Source organism: Candidatus Latescibacter sp. IFSED24, from assembly GCF_058273205.1.
Map to the genome: position 1 here is coordinate 146587 of NZ_CM177850.1, position 16934 is coordinate 163520.

Consider the following 16934-nt stretch of genomic DNA (forward strand, 5'->3'; position numbering starts at 1 on the left):
TCGACGACCCTCGATCGCCTCGCCGATGGCTGCCGAGGAGCAACCTGGCCGGCGGTCGCCGCGTAGGGTACGCGACGGACGGTCCGGAGCCGAGCAGAACAGGAGAGGTCATGATCATCCGTGAACTTGCATACCGCTACCGGCGGGGACTGGCCGTCCTGCTGGTCGCCCTGATCGCCGGGCTCGCCAGCGCCGGCCAGCCCGCGGTGGTCCGCAGCAACGAACCGGCGCAACCGCCGCGGACGGTGAGCCTGGAGGAGCTCTGGCGCGTGGGCGGCGAGGACGACGAGCACATCTTCGGCCTCTTGATCGACGCGCGCTGTGACACCGAGGGCAACGTCTATCTCCTCGACCAGCAGCTGAGCCGGGTCACCGTGGTCTCGCCGTCCGGCGAGTATCTGGCCGAACTCGGCGGCGAGGGCGACGGCCCGGGCGAATGCCGGATGCCGCAGACCATGGCCATGCTGTCCGACGGGACCGTGGGACTCGGCCAGCGGTTTCCGGGCCGCTTCATCAAGGTGACTCCCACGGGGGAGCCGGCCGGGTCTCTGGACATCGGTGGCGCCGACGCGTCGCGGGACGGCTTCACCTTGCTGGTCACGGGCCGCAACCGGGGCGGGACGCTGCTGGTCGGGACCCTGCATCAGGTACCCAGCGAGGGCGGCACCAGTCGCCATACCTATCTCTCGCGGCTGGCCGACACCGGCGAAGAGACCGTGCGCTACGCCGCGCACAGCACCTACCTCGATTTCCAGAAGGCCCATTTCTCCGAGCGCGAGATGGGGGCGCCGTTCCTGCTGGCGCACACCGTGGGCCCCGATGGCCGGGTCTATCTGGCGCCCGAGCGCAACGACTATCGCATCGAGGTCTACACGCCCGGCGGTGAGTTGCTCCGCACCATCGAACGCGATTTCGACAATCCACCGCGCGACCAGCAGGCTCTCGATCGCATGAACGCCCTGTTCGAGGAGCAGGATCGGGCGCTGCCTTTCCGTATCACCTGGGACGTGGAACCCTGCGACCAGGCGGTCGCCGAGCTGGTCGTGACCGCCGACAATCAGCTCCTGGTGGCGCACGCCGCCAGCGGCCGGGATCTGCCCGCAGGGGTCTTCTCGCGCTACGACGTGTTCGACCAGGAGGGCCGCTGGCGCCAGGAACTCCACGTCCGCTGCGACGCCAACGCCGACCACGACGGACTGATCTTCCTCGATGACGGCCGGGTGTTGCTGGTGCGCGGACTGCAACTGGCGCGCTTGACCGCCAGCGGCAACGGCGGCCAGGTCACCGAGGAGGACGACGGGGCCTGGTCCATCGAGGTCATCTGCTGTCGGATCGTGGGCTGAACAATCCATCATCGGGAGATGCGAAGATGCGTCCATCCTGGCTGCTGCTCATACTCGGTGTCCTGACCCTGGCCACCACGGCGAGTCCCGCCGTGCTGGAGGTCCTCGAGACCATCGATGGCGACGGCGATACCATGCTCTTCCGTCCGTCCTTCCTGGTCTTCGGCCCCGACGGCTCTCGTTACGTGCTCAATGACGGCGACAGCCAGGTCCTGCAGTTCGACCGCGAATGGAACCTGGTACGGGCCTTCGGCCGGCAAGGCGAGGGGCCGGGCGAGTTCACCAGCGCCACGGGGCTGGTGCTCTACCAGGGCAAGCTCTGGGTCTTCGAGATGATGCGCGCCACGCTGTTCGGCCTGGACGGCGAGTATCTGGAGACCCGCACCAGCCAGCTCCAGATGCACGAGCCGGTGGTGACGCCGCGGGGGCTGGTGGTGCGTCTCGGCAGCAACGAGCGCCTGGCTGCCTTGCTCGACGACCAGCTCGAACTGGTGACAAAGCTGGGCCCCCATTGCCCCTCGGATGGCGACTTCATGGTCCAGTACAAGACCTGCGGTTTCGTGCGCGCCCTGCCGCACCCGGACTACCTCTGTCTCCTGCTCAACCCGTTCGACGGTCATCTCTACGCTCTGGACGACCACGGCGAGATCGTGCGCGAACTGGATCTCATGGGCACGGCGGGACAGTCGTCGTTCGAGGAGCACGACGACGATTCGGTGAGCATGAGCTTCAATCTGGTCATGGGCACCGGAGGGGTCGACCGTGCAGGGAGATTTTGGACCGTGCCCCTGCCTCCCGGCGCCGGCGAGGAGGATCCGATCACCCTGGTGGTGCGCGGCCGGGACCTCGAGCCGGTGGCCGAGTTCCAGCTTCCCGACGAGGTGGTGGGATTCCGCATCTACCAGGATCCCGAGGGTCGGCTCGTGCTGCTGGACGGCGCGTCGTCGCTGATCCACGTGTGCGCCTATCCAGAGGAGCTGGCGGGATCCTGAACCGCCGGGATCGCCGCGCGCGGGATTGTCATTGTCCAGGCCGGTCATCGGCGCCATCCTTGCCACGGGGATTGCCTCCGGTGGAAGGATGTCCGCAGTGCGCCGTATCATGCCCATCATTCTCGGCCTGGTCCTGGTCATGTCCTGCGCCACGGTGCCGACCCCGGGACCAGCGCCCACAGCCGCGTCCACCGACCTCGACACGCTGGCGGCCCGGACCATCGCGGACCACGTCGATGGCGAGGCCATGGCCCGCTGGTACGCGACGCTGCGCGCCGGTTCGCCCGCACACGAGGCGGCTCGCTGGCTGCTGGCCTGGCTGCCGCCCTCGGATCTGGTGGCGCTCGATCTGTCCACCTTGCAGGAGCACGTCCAGTACGCCTGCGCGGTCCGTCGCGAGGCGCCCTGGGCCGCCGACCTGCCCCACGACCTCTGGCTGCACTACGTCGTGCCCCATCGCGTGTCCCAGGAGCCGGTCCAGCCCTGGCGCGCGACGCTGGCCCGTCAACTCCGCCCCCTGGTGGCCGACTGCGCCACCATGGAGGAGGCGGCACTGGCCGTGAATCGCTGGTGCCGCCAGCAGGCCACCTACACGCCCACCAGCGGCCGTGACATGGGCCCCTTCACCACCATGGCCCGGGGCCTCGGACGTTGTGAGGAGGAGATGATCCTCACCATCTGCGCGCTGCGCGCCGCCGGCCTGCCGGCAAGGTCGTGTTCCACGCCCTACTGGACCTTCACCGACGACAACCACGCCTGGGTCGAGGTCTGGGCCGACGGACGCTGGCACTACGCCGAGAGCTGCGACGACCGTCGCTGCCTCGACAACGCCTGGTTCAGCGGCCCCGCCAGCCGCGCGGGCTTCGTGCGCAGCCTGGCCTACGGAGAGTTCGACCCCTCGCCCGAGCCGCTCTATCGCGCCGTCGAGGGCGTCACGGTGATCAACAGCACGGGCGTCTATACCCGTCCCTTCACCCTGACGGCCACGGTGGCCGACGCTCCCGACGCCGCCGTCCACGTCAACGTGCTCAACTACGGCACGCTGCGCGCCATCGCCAGACTGGAGCCCGGGCGATCGCTCGCGCTCGGGCCCGGCGGGTACGCGCTCACGGCGGACGATCCCCGGTCGGGTGCGCTGCTGCTCCGCGTGGTGCAGGGCCAGCCGGGGGGAAGGGTGGCCGTCGAACTGGGATCGGCCGACCGGTACGATCTCGTCGCTTCACCGCCGTTCTGGCTGCACTATCCCGAACACGACGCTCCTCCCTTGCGCCAGCTCGAGCTGGTGCCGGCCGGGGTGCAGGCACGCCATCGCCAGCTTGTCCTCAGCCGCGACCAGGAGCGCCGCAAGCTCCGGGCCCTCGACTCCTCCGAGCAGGCCGTGCTGGATTCGCTGCCGGACGACCTCCGCCAGCGCTGGGACGAGATCCTGGCCAAGCCCATGAGTTCCTCGTCGGTCTGGATCGGGCTGCTGTCCTGGGCCGAGGATCCCCTACGGCGCACTGCCCTGACCGATTTCCTGTCCGCCGCCGACGACAAGGATCTGCTGGAGTGGACCGAACAGGACGTTCGCGTCCATGTCGCCGGTGCGCTGGCGGTGCGTCACCGGCTGGCGGAGGTGTGGGGGCTGAGCGTGCCCGACTCCGTCTGGCGGGAGGGAGTCCTGCAGGGACGGATCGCCCGCGAACCCGGTTGCGATTGGCGCACGCCGCTGCCGGAGTGGCCCCTGGGCCAGGCCGCCCAGACCACCATCGCCGACTGGTGCCAGCGCTTCGCTGCCGGTGTCGAACTGGTCCCCGACGGGATGCTCGGGCAACCCCTGGCGCCCCACCAGACCTGGCGACTCGGCCGGGCGCGTCGCAGCGACTGGCAGGTATGTTTCGTCGGCCTCTGCCGGCGGGCCGGACTACCGGCGCGCTGGCGACACGGCAGGGTCGAGGTCTGGACTGGGGACTGGCGAGAGGTCCGGCCCGTCCCCGAGGCGGAGGACTCATCCCCCTCGTCTCAGGAGCCAACGGGACAGGGCTGGCTCGCGGTGCAACTGACGCGGGGGGGACTGCCCTCGTTCGATGCCGAACCTTACCGCCGGTTCATGGTGGCCGGACGGGGTGTGGGCGTTCTGGAACACCGCTGGTGGGACGTCCAGACCGGATTGCAGCCGTGGGATGCCGGCGAGTACGTGCTGGGGGCCGTGACCAGGGTCCCTGGCGGCAGCGCCTGCGGGCGTCTGCGCTCGTTCGACGTGGCGGCAGCCGAGACGACCCGTGTGGCGCTGGCTCTGGACATCGATGCTGGACGATGGGATGCCTCCGTGCTCGTGGACGAGTCACTGGTCGCGGCACTGGCACAGGCGCTGGGTGGCGGCGACCGCGACGCGGTGCGGCCGGCGCAGCCGGACGTCCTGCTGCTCGGCCATGCCGGTGAGGACCTGCAGCGCATGGTCACGGCCCTCGGGCGGGTCTGGCCGCGGCTGCAGGCCGAGGGACGTACGGTGGCCGTGTGCCCGGTCGGGGCGACGGCGTTGGCGCCGCTGCAGGAGGCCATGTCGGCAGCGGGGATTCCGTTGGTGTTCCTGGCGGAGGGCAACCCGGCCCTGGCGGAGTTCCTGGACGGTCCCGCCCGGCAGGGGCCCGTGGTGGCCCTATGGAGCCGGGAAGGGGAGTGCGTCTTGCTGCGGGTTGGTATCGATAACGATCTCGATGAGACGATTCATCTGGTGCTGGACGGAGACGAATAGGTCCTCGATCTCGGATGTCGAGAGCGGCTCCTGGATTGGATCTGTGTTTTTGAGTCTTTGATGCGCGACCACGATGGGAAATGGTGCCGACAGTACGGGGCTCTGCGGGAAGGTTGTTAAAGGAGTGAGCTAGTGGCAATGCGGCTCGTGCAGGGCGAGAAGGGGGGGTGTGGAATGAGGTGAGCCAAGCTCCAATTTCGAAGTTAACAGTTGAGAGATGAAGAGAATCGACAATGTCGGGCCTAGGATCTTGGTGGCGAAAAACGAGGCCCACGGCTCACCCTGGACAAAATAAAAAAACTAGCTAAATATATCTTTACCGGAACCGAGAATTGGGTTATCTGTATATGGAAAGAACACCGGGCCGGGACCAATTATCATTCGTGAAGGCTTTGGGCGAGAGCCGACACGGATGGGGCCCGGCCACCCTCTCAAGGCCGGGGTCCGCGGGTTCTCGATAGCTTTGGGCGAGAGCTGTCGGGGTGGGACCCCGGCCCCTTTTCGGGGTCGAATGCGATCCGGAGATATCGGCAGGGGGCGTGAGGCGGTCCTGAACAGGACCGCCTCGCTTTTTGCTGACCCTCTCAGAAGACTCCGGCGAAATGGCCGTCGACGATGATGGTCCGCGAGTCCTCCGAGCCTTCCAGGCGGACTTCCCGGACCTTCACGAGCGGCTGGGTCTCGGGAATGTAGACCCGGTCGAGATGGATCACGGCCTCGGGGCTGGAGAAGTCGTTCGGACCCACCATGCCGCCGAAGTGGTCGCTCCGGCCGAACGCGATGTGCAGGCCCAGCTTCTCGTCGAGCAGGATGCTGCCCGTGGGGTGCAGGCCGAAATCGCCCAGCACGCCCAGACCCAGTTCGGCCAGGTTGGCGTACGCCGGTTCACGCTGGAAATGATCGCGCTCGTCCGTGGTGAGCGGACCGTCGCCATGGACCGCCTGGACCCGGTTGCCGGCGATCTCGAGCAGCGCCACCTCGTCGCCCAGCTGCACCGGCAGGATGCCGGCGGTCAGGCTGGGCTCGCCGGGATTCTCCCCCTCGTAAGGCACGATGTAGGCCTCGCCGCTGGGGAGGTTGCCCGCAATGCCGTTGACGGGGAACAGTCCGCCCGAGGCGTGTCCCTGGCGGTAGCGGAGGTCCAGGACCAGCTCGTGGCGGCCGGCCGAGGTGGCGGTGACCACGACACAGCGCTCGGAGGCGTCGCAGAGATCCTTCAGCAGGTTCACCCGGCGGTTGATCTCGCCGTAATCCAGCTTCAGCGCCGGGATCATGGTGGACAGGAAGCCGGGCATGGTGGCGGCACGGAAACCGCCGCCGCGGGTGGCGACCTTCAGCGGCGCCGTGGCCGAGAGCTCGGTGGGAGCCAGGACCAGGGAGTGGTCGGCGAAGAGGTCGGCGAAGCTGGTGGTGGCGTGGCCGGCCAGTTCCCCGGCGTCGGCCGGAACCCAGGCGGGATCGCTGCAGACCGCGCTTGCGGGCAGGTCGGCGTTGTTGCTGCCGGCGTTGGGATACCAGGCAAGGGTGACCCGGTCCAGGTTCAGAGCCGTCTTCTCCTGGTGGAGCTTGCCGGCCCAGTCAGCGGCCAGGGCGCGGCGGCGCTGCCAGTCGGGATGATCGGGCCGCTTGTCGTCGGGCAGGTCCGACATGATCAGCAGGCCGCGGTCCTCGGCCGTGGGTTGGAAGACGCGCTGGATCAGTAGTCGTAGGTCCTCGCCGGTGAGGATCTCGCTCATGTTGAACTCCGGGGCGGGGCGGCGGAGCCGCCACAATGGTTGTAGGCGCACGGGGCGTGTTCCCGTATTGTGGCACCAGACGGCAGGAGACGGCAAGGTCGGTCCTGCCAGCGACTCTGACAAGGAGTGTCTCATGAGTCAATCGAGCGAACGGAATCTCGCGCTCTTCATCGATTTCGACAACGTGGCTCTGGGGGCGCGGGACTCGCGCATGCGCTTCGACGTGCGGCTGCTGATGCAGCGGGTGCTGGAGAAGGGCAAGGTGGTGGTCAAGCGGGCCTATGCCGACTGGCACTACTACAAGGAGCACATGAAGCCGCTGCACGAGGCGGCCATCGAGCTCATCGAGGTGCCCTCGCCCAAGATCGGCGGCAAGAACAGCGCGGACATCCGCCTGGTGGTCGACGCCATCGACCTCTGCTACTCCAAGAGCCACATCGACACCTTCGTCATCGTGTCCGGTGATTCTGATTTCTCGCCCCTGGTCTCCAAGCTGCGGGAGAACGACAAGGGCGTCATCGGCATCGGGGTGCGCAGCAGCTCGAGCCACCTGCTCATCGGCAACTGCGACGAGTTCATGTTCTACGACGACATTTACCACTCGGCAGTGAACAAGGTCTCCGAGAAGGTGTCGTCGGTGCCGCACGACAAGCGCGAACTCTTCGACTTCCTGCTCCAGACCTCGCAGAGCCTGCTGCAGGAGAGCCGGGGCGTGCTCTACTCGTCGCTGGTCAAGGACACCATGAAGCGCAAGCAGCCCGAGTTCAACGAGGCCAACTACGGCTACTCCACCTTCGGCGACCTCCTGGAAGACGCCCGCGACCGCGGCCTGCTCGAGGTGGAGCGCGACAGCCGGGCCGGCGGAACCCTGGTGGTCCTGGGCCTGGGCAAGGGCGAACCCGCCGCCGAGGGGCGCACCGGTAAATCACGCCGCCGCCGACGCGATCGGAGCCGTCCGCGGGAGGACCACGAGGAGCAGACCGCCGCCGAGTCCACCGCGGGCCAGGAGACGGCGAAGTCGACCAGTCCCGATTCCGTTCCGGCCGGCGACGCGCCCGGTGACGCCGCCTCCACCGAGCAGACGGGTGCAACGACGTCCCGCCGGACCACCAAGAAGTCCTCGCGACGTTCGGCCAAGAAGAAGAAGGCGGTCCAGGACGAGAAGAAGGCGGCGGAGGCAGGCAGCGCCGAGGCTCAGGCGGAGAAGCCAGCCGAGAAGGCGGCCAAGAAGACCGCCAAGAAGACCGCCAAGAAGGCCGCCAAGAAGACGACCAAGAAGACCGCCAAGAAGACGACCAAGAAGACCGCCAAGAAGACGGGGTCGGGCGGCGGGAATGCTGCGGGAGGGTAAGGGGCCTAAAGTTCGGCGACATCCCGGCCGAACCAGATGGGGAGACGACGTGTGGTGCCGCCGGGCGGCTGGCGAGTGCCCTCATGCAAGAAATCGGAGGATGGGACCATGGCCCCCGTGGATGTCGCACCCGAGATCGCTCGAGTCCTCGACCTGGACGGAACCCTGGACAACCTCGGCGGTGACCCCGAGCTGCTCCAGGAGCTTCTGGAATTCTTCATGGAGATGGTTCCCCAGCAACTGGCCGACCTCCAGGCGGTGGTCGCGGCCGGCGACGTGGCGGCGGTCGATCTCCAGGCTCACGCCATGAAGGGCGGCGCCGCCAACGTGGGCGCGGTGCGCATGGCGGCGGTGGCGAAGGAGCTCGAGATGCTGGCCAAGGGCGGTGGCCTCGAGGGTGCCGAGGCGCTGTGCACCAGCCTCGTCGCCGAGTTCGCCGAACTGCAGGCCGCGCTGCCCCAGCTGGACTGGAACTCCCTGAGCTAGATTCTCGACCGCAGAGGAATGCCGCCGGGTCCGACTGGACCCGGCGGCTTCTCATGAAGGGTGGATCGGTCACTCCTGCTCGGGCTTCGCCTCGGCCTCCTCCAACGAGATCGCGGCCACGGCGTCCAGGCCGGGACCGGCAGGGTCACGGCCCTCCGCGTCATCGGACCGGGACCACGCTGCGGCGAGCGCGGTGAGGTCGGCCTGGGGATCGTCGTCGGCGATGGTCACCAGCGCGAGGCGGGCGTGGTTCTCCTCGCCCCGACCGTGCCCGAGATCGCTGGCCAGCAGGTACTGCTCGCGCGCCTGGGTCAGATGGCCAGAACGCTCGAGGGCAGTGCCCAGGTTGTTGCGGATCACCGCCACCTCGGGAGCGAGTTCCGCGGCGCGGGCCAGCGGCGCCAGCGCCCGGTCGAACTGTTCGTTCTCGATGAAGATCAGCGCCAGGTTGTTGAGGGTCCAGGCATCGTCGGCCTTCCGCTCGAGAGCTTGCTGATAGGCCGCAATGGCCTCTTCATTCCGCGACAGATTGTGGTAGACCCGTCCCTGGACGCGGCGCACCGCCACATCGTCGGGGGCGATGGCCACGGCCTGTTCGATGGAGGCGAGGGCGGCCTCGGCCTGGTCCAGTTCGAGCTGGACGCGGGCCAGGTTGACCAGGCTCTTGAGGTGGTCGGGCTTGCGTTGCAGCGCCGCGGCGAAGGCCGCGCCGGCCTCCTCGTCACGGTCGGCCTTCCACAGCGAGAGCCCGTGCATGTAGTGGCCCCAGGCGTTCTCGGGATGCTGGTCGCAGTAGCTGGTGAAGAGCTCGGCGGCCTCGTCGTAGCGGCCGGCCAGGTAGGTCTCTTCCGCGTTGGAGTAGGTGGCGAGCAAGGGGACCTCGGGCTGCAGGCCCCTCTCGTCGGGAGTGGCGATGGACGGTTCGGTCTCGGCCACCACGGCGGGCTCCGTCCCCCCGTCGGTGACCGCCGCGGCCGGCTCGGCGCCGGCGGGCTCGGTGGTGATCGGGGTGGTGGTCTGGTCGGCCTCGATCATGGTCGTGGCCACGGGCTCCTCGGGCGCGACGGGATCCTGGGCGAAGCGGATGCCCAGGTAGACGCAGAGGCTCAGGACCAGCACGAAGACGATGGCGCCTTCCATGAGCTTGACCTTGCGGTCGCGGATCTCGCTGGCGGCGTTGTCGGTGTATTCCTGGCGGGACATGGTGATCCTCCTTGGCAGAGCGCCCGAGGGCGCGGGGGTGTGGCTCGGTCACCCGGATACCGCAAGGGGGAGGCCAGGCCCGTGAATGGGCTCAAGTCGTTGTGATTCAAAGTATTGTAGTTCACCTGGAGGGAGCGCTGTCACGCGCTGTGTCCAATCCGACACGGGCGGGCGTGTCCGTCGTCACACGTTGCGAGGGGAGCGTCCGGGCAGCACGGCGAGCGACAGCAAGCCGAGCCAGCCCAGGCTCGACAGGAGCCAGGGCCAGCGCTCGGGGCGATGCCGGAGCGTCAGGGCGGACGTCCCGCGAGGGACTCCCGTCAGCTCCAGCCGCCCATCCTGATGGGGGCGTACCGCGACCCCATCGGGCCCGCTCACGGTCCAGGACGTGGCGTGGGCTTCGCTCACCGTGATGGTGGCGGGTCCCCCCCGCGCCAGGTCGGCCTCGAGTTCGATGCGACCGGGATGCGGGCGGCGGACCACCAGCGAGCGGGAGTCGGGGGACTCGGCCCAATTGGGGGTGGTGTCGCGGGGATCGAGGACCGTGAACCGTCCGCGCCGGAACACCTGACGGTAGAACCCGGTATCGGCGAGCTTGCGCGCCAGGACGGGGTTGGCCAGCAGGAGGCGGGTGACGCCGGCGCGGGGCAGATGTTCGCCGACGCGGAGCAGGTCCGCGGTGTCCAGCAGCGGGCTGCCGAGGACCAGTCCGAACTGGCCGCTGGTCCATCCCTCGGTGGGGTAGGGCATGCCGCCGTAGAACGCGCCGACCTGTTCCCAGCCCGTCTCCCGTGCCGTGAGCGCCGGCAAGTGGGAGTGGTAGAGGTCGGTGGAATCGCCGCGAAGGTAGAACGTGTCCTGCACGAAGAGCCGACCTCGCTGCGGGGGCCGGTGATCGCGGAGCCAGCGCCAGACGTCACCGAGCTGGACGATTTCCGGCGAGTCGCCGGGCGGCACGGCGAGCGCCAGCGGACGCTGCCACCAGAGACCCGAGAGGACCAGCAACACGGCCGCGGTGGCCACCGGACGGCGCCCACGGCCGGCCGCCGCCAGCGGGGCGAGCGAGGCCAGGACCGGCGCGGCCGCCAGCGCCAGGCCGAGGCGGACGAGGAAGAGCCGGCGCCACGAGTGCGGGCCCAGCAGGGGCGTGCCGGTCCAGGGAACCACCAGCAGTACCAGCACGAGGAGCACGCCGGCCAGCAGCAGACCCAGCCGGGCCGCAGGATCGTGCCAGGCCCGGCGCAGGCCGAGCAGTCCGAGGGCCACCAGGCCGATCATGGGGATGGTGTCGGTGAAGACCAGTTCGGTCTGCCAGGAGAGGGCTCCCTGCGCCAGGTCGAGCGGATGTAGCGGCAGCAGCAGGTAGAGCAGACCAAGGTGCGGCGCCAGCGGCTGGTCGTGGATCACCAGGTGCGCGCGATCCAGGAACGCGGGCAGCCAGTAGGGCGCCGCGGCGAGGGCACCCAGGGCGGCGGCGCCCAGGCGGGCCGCGAGTTCGGTCCGTTGTCGATGGAGGATGGCCGCCAGCAGGAAGGCGATGACGGCCGGCCAGATCAGGAACAGGTGCGTCAGGCCGAGCAGACCGTACAGGGCGCCGAGGCGCGCCAGGCCGCGCTGGTCCAGCCGCGGTCGGGCGAGTTCCCCCACGATCAGGACCAGGCAGGCGGCGGCCACACCGAACGGCGCCATGCCGCCCATCGGTGATTCGAAGCCCTCGAGCCAGGGGCGCTGCACCAGGACCAGCCAGCCGGTCAGGGCGGCAGCCCAGAGCGGGGCGTGCCGCCGGGTGACAGCCAGCACCGCCAGCGCCGGCGCCAGGAAACCGGCCAGACCGAAGATGGTCAGCAATAGGCCCGCCGGCAGGCCCATCCCCGCGAGCCGGCCCAGCAGGCCGTACCACAGCGGCGAGTGCGTCCGGGTGACCGGGAAGCCCAGGAAGGCGGCATCGCTCCAGCCGCCCTCGCCGCGGACGAGGTCGTGCAGCTCGGCGAGATGGCAGGGGTTGTCCTGGTAGGTCTGCCAGCCACCCGAGCCGACGAGCGGCCAGGCGCAGACCAGCCCCGTGGCCACGATCACCACCACCGCCAGGATTCCCGGTCCGCGGCCGTTCATGCGCTCACCTCTTCAGTCCGTGGCGCCGCATGACCTTGAGCAGCGAGCTGTGGTCGGCGAGGCCCAGATCCTGAGCGGTGCGGGTGATGTGCCAGTCCTGGCGCTCCAGCGCGGCCAGCACGATGGCGCGTTCGGCCGCTGCCTTCTGGTCCTTGAGGGTGCCGGCGCTGGGTTGCCAGCGGTCGGCGGCGGGGAGCGCCGCGACCGGACCGATGTCCGCGGGCACGGCGTCCGGGCCGATGACCTCGCAGCGGGACGCGATGACCATGCGCTCGACCACGTTGCGCAGCTCGCGCACGTTGTTGCGTCGCCAATCGTAGCCGCCGAGGCACTCGAGGACGTCCGGCGACGCCGAGCGCGGCCGCTGGCCGAAGCGCTCGGCCACGAGCACCAGGAAATGCTGGACCAGGAGCGGGATGTCGCTCAGCCGCTCACGCAACGGCGGCACGCGCAGGACGTGGACGTTGAGGCGATAGAGCAGATCCTCGCGGAAGCGTCCAGCGGCGACCTCGGCGTCGAGGTCGCGATTGGTGGCGGCAACCATGCGCACGTCCACGGGCAGCTCACGGGTACTGCCCACGCGGGTGACCGTGCCCGTCTCCAGCACGCGCAGCAGCTTGGCCTGCGCCGGCAGGGGCAGCTCGCCCACCTCGTCCAGGAAGAGCGTGCCCCGGTGCGCGGCCTCGAAGGCGCCGCGGCGCGTGCGGTCGGCACCGGTGAAGGCGCCCTTCTCGTGGCCGAAGAGCTCGCTCTCTGCCAGGTTCTCGGGCAGCGCGGCGCCGTTGACCGTCACGAACGGCTGGCGGGCGCGGGGGCCGCGGTCGTGGAGCTGGCGCGCCACCAGTTCCTTGCCCGTGCCGCTCTCGCCCAGGACGAGGACGGCGCTGGGGATGGCGGCGAGCTGATCGATCCCCTCGCGCAGGTCGCACATGGCGCGGCTGTCGCCGATCAGCGGCGAGTCCTGGCCCGCGTCGCGGCGGAGCTTGCGGACCTCGTCGCGCAGCCGCGCCCACTGGATGGCGTTGTCCACCTCCTGGACCACACGCTCGAGCGGTTCGTCCTTGGCGAGGAAGGTGTAGGCGCCCAGCTTCACCGCGCGCACGCAGCGGTCGTAGGAGCCGGTGCCGGTGTAGACGATCACCGGCGTCCGGTCGGCACGGCGCTTCATCTCGGCCAGGACCTGGAAGCCGTCGAGGTCGGGCATCTCCAGGTCCAGGATCACGCAGTCCACCGGCTCGGCGGCGAGCAGGTCGAGGGCGGTGGTGCCGCCCTCGGCGGTGAGGGTCTCGTGGCCCCCCAGCCGTTGCAGGTCGTAGGCGTACTGCTCGCGCATGGCGGCGATGTCGTCGACGATCAGGACCAGGCTCATGCGTCGGCCTCCGCTGCGGGGAAGGTCAGAGTGATGGTGGTGCCGCGGCCCGGGGCGCTATCCACGTGCAGCCGGCCGCCGGCGTCGCCGGCCAGGCGGCGCACATTGCTGAGGCCCAGCCCGGTCCCGCCTTCCTTGGTGGTGAAGAAGTCCTCGAAGATCCTGGCCTGGACCTCGGCAGGCATGCCGCAGCCGTCGTCTTCGATGGCCAGGACGCACTGGCGGCCGAGGTCGGGATCGTCTTCACCGCTGACCCTCACGATGATGCGACTGCCGGTGGGAGGCAAGGCTTCCCGGGCATTGCGCAGGAGGTTGCCGAGGATGCGGCGCAGGCTGAGGGGGTCGATGAGCACCGCGGGGGCGTCGGGGTCGGCGGTGACGGTGGCTTCGGCCAGGGTCTGAGCGAGTTCGCGTGCGATGGCGGCCACATCGCAGCGGCTGTGTCTCGGTGGCGGCGCCAGGCGAGCGTAGCGGCCGGCCAGTTCCTCGAGGAAAGCGAGGCTATCGGTGAGGGTGGCCTCGCGCCCCTGGAAGATCTCGACCAGGCGATCAGGCTCCCGTCGCGCGGTCTCGCCCAGGTGGCGCAGGACGTTGCGGACCGGGGTGATGCCGTTGCGCAGGTCGTGGTTCACCTGCCGGGCCACCTCGCCCAGGGTGGCCCGGTGTTCGGCGTCGGCGAGGCGGCGGGCATCCTGGCGCAAGCGGGCCACCATGGCGGCGAGGATGCGCGAAAGCTGGCCGACCTCGTCGCGACGGTCGGTGGGGAAGTCGGCGGCGGGGTCGTCGAGGTCGACGCGGGCGGCCCCGGCGGCGAGGTCGCTCAGGGGTCGGGAGAGGCGGGCGCTCAGCCAGGCCGCCAGCAGGAAGGCGCCGGCCAGCGCCACCACGAAGGCGACGGTCAGGGTGAGCTCCAGTTCCTGGAGCGTGCGTTCCAGCGGGGCGGTGCTCACCCTGGCGACCAGGGTGGCCGCCAGCAGCTCGCCGCCGTCGATCAGGGGCACGGTCTCGGTGCGCACCAGGAAGCCGCCAGCGGTGAGCGCCGCGGTCAGACCAGGCGTGTCGCTCCAGGCGTCGAAGGCGGGCAGGTGCTGCCGATACCAGGCGGTGTTGCCCAGTGGTCCGGTGGCGGTGATGATGTCCAGGTCGGCCTGTCCGGTGCCCAGGTCCGCCAGATCCGGGAACGCCAGCAGCTCGCCGCCGACGAGCGTGAACGGCCGGTTGCCCAGGGAGAAGGGGACCACCACTTCGAGGGCCAGCACTCCGGCTGCGGGCAACTGGTCGCGCACCAGAGCCAGGTCGCCGCTCATGGTGAAGGCCCGGGACCAGGTGGCCTGGGCGAGCAGCCCGGGCAGTTCGGGTTCCCGCCGGCCGAACTCGTTGCGGTAATGTCCCGAGCTGAGGATGACCCCGTCACCGTCCTGGAGCTGGAGGATGTCGAGGCCGCCGAGGCGCCTGGCATGACCGGCGACGTCTCTGAGATAGGGCTTCTGGTCCTCGCGTTCGTCGACGATGGCCCAGCGCAGCCGGTTGTCGTCGACCATGGCTTCGACGACGCCCTGCAGGGTGCCCGCGATCCTTTGCCCGCGCGACTGCAGGCTGCTGATCGCGGCGGTGAGCTGGCCACTGGCCCGACGCGTGTACTCGTGCTCGTACTGCCGGGTCACGCGCTGCCGCAACACCCAGCTGGTCCCGCCCAGCGGCAAGACGATCAAGACCACCGCGGCCAGGAAGATGCGCCAGCGCGTGCTCACGGCGCGACCGCCGGCGCAGCGACACCCAGCTGCGACACCAGCAGGGCTCCGTCATGAGCCAGACGCAGGCCCGCCAGTTCGCCGCGCCAGACCAGCCGCGCACGCGTTTCCACCAGCGGCATCGCCAGCTCCTCCTGCACCAGCCAGGTCGCGGCTCGACAGGGATCGCGCTCTTCGGCGACCTCGTGCTGGAGCCAGTCCGCCCGCGCCAGCAGGGTGGCCAGGGCGTGGCACGCCGTGGGATGCCCGGCATCCAGACCGACCACGAAGCCGCTGGCCGAGCCTTGTTGCAGGGCCTGGGCGAGTTCGAGCTGGCCGGCGCCGTACGCCTCGATGTCGGGCTGCAGGAAGACCGCGATCCGCTGCGCGAGGGCGGCGGCATCGGGGTCGCCGACCGGGAAGAAGAGACGGCGTCGTCGCATGGCCTCGAGGGCGGGGTCGACGTCCTGGGGGGGCGCCATCAGACCCACGGTGGGGCCCTGGAGCTGGGGACAGGGTGCGGACGAGCACCCGTGCATCAGGAGGCTGTCGGTGGCCCTGCTCTCGGCGGGGGTGACCCCTTCGGGAGTCAGCAAGCCGCCAGGATCGATGGCGATGTCGGTCTCTGGCGGCAGGAGCAGGGCATAGAGCCGGTTCCAGGGCAGGGGAGCCGTGAAGACGCCGGGCAACCGGGCATAGTAGAGCCCGGCGCGCTGGTCCCTGATCAGTGCCACATCGCTGTGGGGATCGAGCAGATCGCGCGGATCGTGGTTCGCCTTGACGCGGAAGGTGAACGAGCGCCAGGCCGGTCGGTCGGGATGGTGCAGGTTGGGCTGACACACCAGGTCCGGCAGCGGTCGATCGGTGTCGGCCGCCAGCCGGCAGGGGCCGCTGCCCACGGGCCAGAGCCAGCCTTCCCGCAGCGCCGCCACCGCCAGGGCTGGATGCGCCAGCAGCCGCGGGAGATCATCCTGGGGCTCGGCGAGGCGGATCTCCAGGGTTCTGGCGTCCACCGCCAGCAGACCGCGACTGCCCGTGGCGAGCCAGAGCCCGGGGCAAGGCTGGCCCAGGGCGCTGGCCAGACGTTCGTTGCGTCGCCAGGCTTGGACCACGGCGAACGCGGTCACCGGCGAGCCATCCCAGAACACGGCATCGTCACGCAGACGCAGACGCCAGCGGCGACCGTGGTCGAGGCGCTCCCAGTCCAGCGCCAGGGCGGGCAGCAACTCACCGGTGCAGGCCACGGTGGTGAGGGTCTCGTAGAGGTTGGCGAAGACGGTCCGTTCGCTCTCGTTCACCGGCAACGGGGCGTGCTCCGGCGACACGGCCCCGCCCAGGACGAGCACCAGGTCGCCCCCGGGCAGCGCCGATCCGGCCAGGGGGCTGCAGGCGGCCAGCGTGGGCCAGCCGGCTTGCGGCGTGACGCCAGGCCGGGAGGGGCCGCTGGCGAGGTCGGGGTCGCTGCTGGCCGGGGGCTTCTCTCCGCTGCACCCTGCCAGCAATCCTGCTAGCAGGAGGGTGGCGAGGCGGGGGAATGCGCGTGTCTGTCTCATGGCAGGAGGCTACCGCCCAGCCCCCCCATCGTAAAGCCGAAGCTTGTGCCCGGGAGATTGTGTCTCCGGCCTGGCCGGCGAATGCGGTCGATCCGGGACGGTTTACGTGGTTTTCGGGCTCCTTTCCCTGACGCGAGAGGAACGCGTCGCATTCCTCGATCCTGCTGGTGGCCGTATCTCATCATGAGGGTTTGTTGTCATGTGAACCAGGGTTGACATCCTGACCTTGCGGGGCTCCGTGCGTCCCCTGTTATCGTGTTTCGCGACCGCTGTTGATGGTGATCTGCAAACCGCGGACCGGACACAATCTCGATGGCACAACCAG

Annotated in this window: 11 protein-coding genes; 5 read left to right on the top strand and 6 right to left on the bottom strand. The window is 69.6% G+C overall.

All coding sequences use genetic code 11. From position 1 onward, the window contains the following. The first annotated feature begins 110 nt into the window (after window positions 1-110). The 3 genes from IFSED24_RS00595 to IFSED24_RS00605 all read left to right on the top strand — a co-directional run bounded on the left by IFSED24_RS00595 (window position 111) and on the right by IFSED24_RS00605 (window position 5069). Window positions 111-1343, top strand: coding sequence for an NHL repeat-containing protein (locus tag IFSED24_RS00595; protein WP_491333285.1), 1233 nt, complete (start codon window positions 111-113; stop codon window positions 1341-1343). Between the two features lie 26 nt (window positions 1344-1369). Then, complete coding sequence (locus tag IFSED24_RS00600) at window positions 1370-2335, top strand: hypothetical protein (RefSeq protein WP_491333286.1); 966 nt, start codon at window positions 1370-1372, stop codon at window positions 2333-2335. 97 nt (window positions 2336-2432) lie between these two features. Then, window positions 2433-5069 carry a transglutaminase domain-containing protein gene (locus tag IFSED24_RS00605; protein WP_491333287.1) on the top strand — a complete coding sequence of 879 codons (2637 nt, stop codon included), beginning with the start codon at window positions 2433-2435 and terminating at the stop codon, window positions 5067-5069. 584 nt (window positions 5070-5653) lie between these two features. Here IFSED24_RS00605 and IFSED24_RS00610 read toward each other — a convergent pair. Beyond that, a complete protein-coding gene (locus IFSED24_RS00610; RefSeq protein ID WP_491333288.1) occupies window positions 5654-6805 on the bottom strand; it encodes a M29 family metallopeptidase in 1152 nt (383 codons plus the stop codon). A gap of 133 nt (window positions 6806-6938) precedes the next feature. Between IFSED24_RS00610 and IFSED24_RS00615 the strand changes: the two genes are divergently transcribed. Then, window positions 6939-8156: an NYN domain-containing protein gene (locus IFSED24_RS00615; protein WP_491333289.1), complete on the top strand. Its 1218-nt coding sequence runs from the start codon at window positions 6939-6941 to the stop codon at window positions 8154-8156. A 108-nt stretch (window positions 8157-8264) separates the two neighbouring features. Continuing rightward, entirely contained in the window at window positions 8265-8642 is a 378-nt protein-coding gene (locus tag IFSED24_RS00620; protein ID WP_491333290.1) for an Hpt domain-containing protein, read from the top strand. Window positions 8643-8711: 69 nt separating this feature from the next. On the opposite strand, the gene IFSED24_RS00625 is transcribed toward IFSED24_RS00620, so the two are convergent. From IFSED24_RS00625 to IFSED24_RS00645, 5 genes are all read right to left on the bottom strand, one after another. Beyond that, window positions 8712-9845 carry a tetratricopeptide repeat protein gene (locus IFSED24_RS00625; protein ID WP_491333291.1) on the bottom strand — a complete coding sequence of 378 codons (1134 nt, stop codon included), beginning with the start codon at window positions 9843-9845 and terminating at the stop codon, window positions 8712-8714. A gap of 183 nt (window positions 9846-10028) precedes the next feature. Then, the gene (locus tag IFSED24_RS00630) at window positions 10029-11957 is read right to left on the bottom strand and encodes a hypothetical protein (RefSeq protein WP_491333292.1); all 1929 of its coding nucleotides are present in this window, start codon (window positions 11955-11957) and stop codon (window positions 10029-10031) included. Window positions 11958-11961: 4 nt separating this feature from the next. After that, window positions 11962-13326 (bottom strand): sigma-54-dependent transcriptional regulator, encoded by a 1365-nt coding sequence (locus tag IFSED24_RS00635; protein ID WP_491333293.1) that lies wholly within the window; start codon window positions 13324-13326, stop codon window positions 11962-11964. Next, the gene (locus IFSED24_RS00640) at window positions 13323-15077 is read right to left on the bottom strand and encodes an ATP-binding protein (protein WP_491333294.1); all 1755 of its coding nucleotides are present in this window, start codon (window positions 15075-15077) and stop codon (window positions 13323-13325) included. Before IFSED24_RS00640 ends, IFSED24_RS00635 begins: the two co-directional genes overlap by 4 nt. Further along, window positions 15074-16609, bottom strand: a complete 1536-nt coding sequence (locus tag IFSED24_RS00645; RefSeq protein ID WP_491333295.1) for an ABC transporter substrate-binding protein — start codon at window positions 16607-16609, stop codon at window positions 15074-15076. The genes IFSED24_RS00640 and IFSED24_RS00645 overlap by 4 nt, the downstream gene beginning before the upstream one ends. Between the last annotated feature and the right edge of the window lie 325 nt (window positions 16610-16934).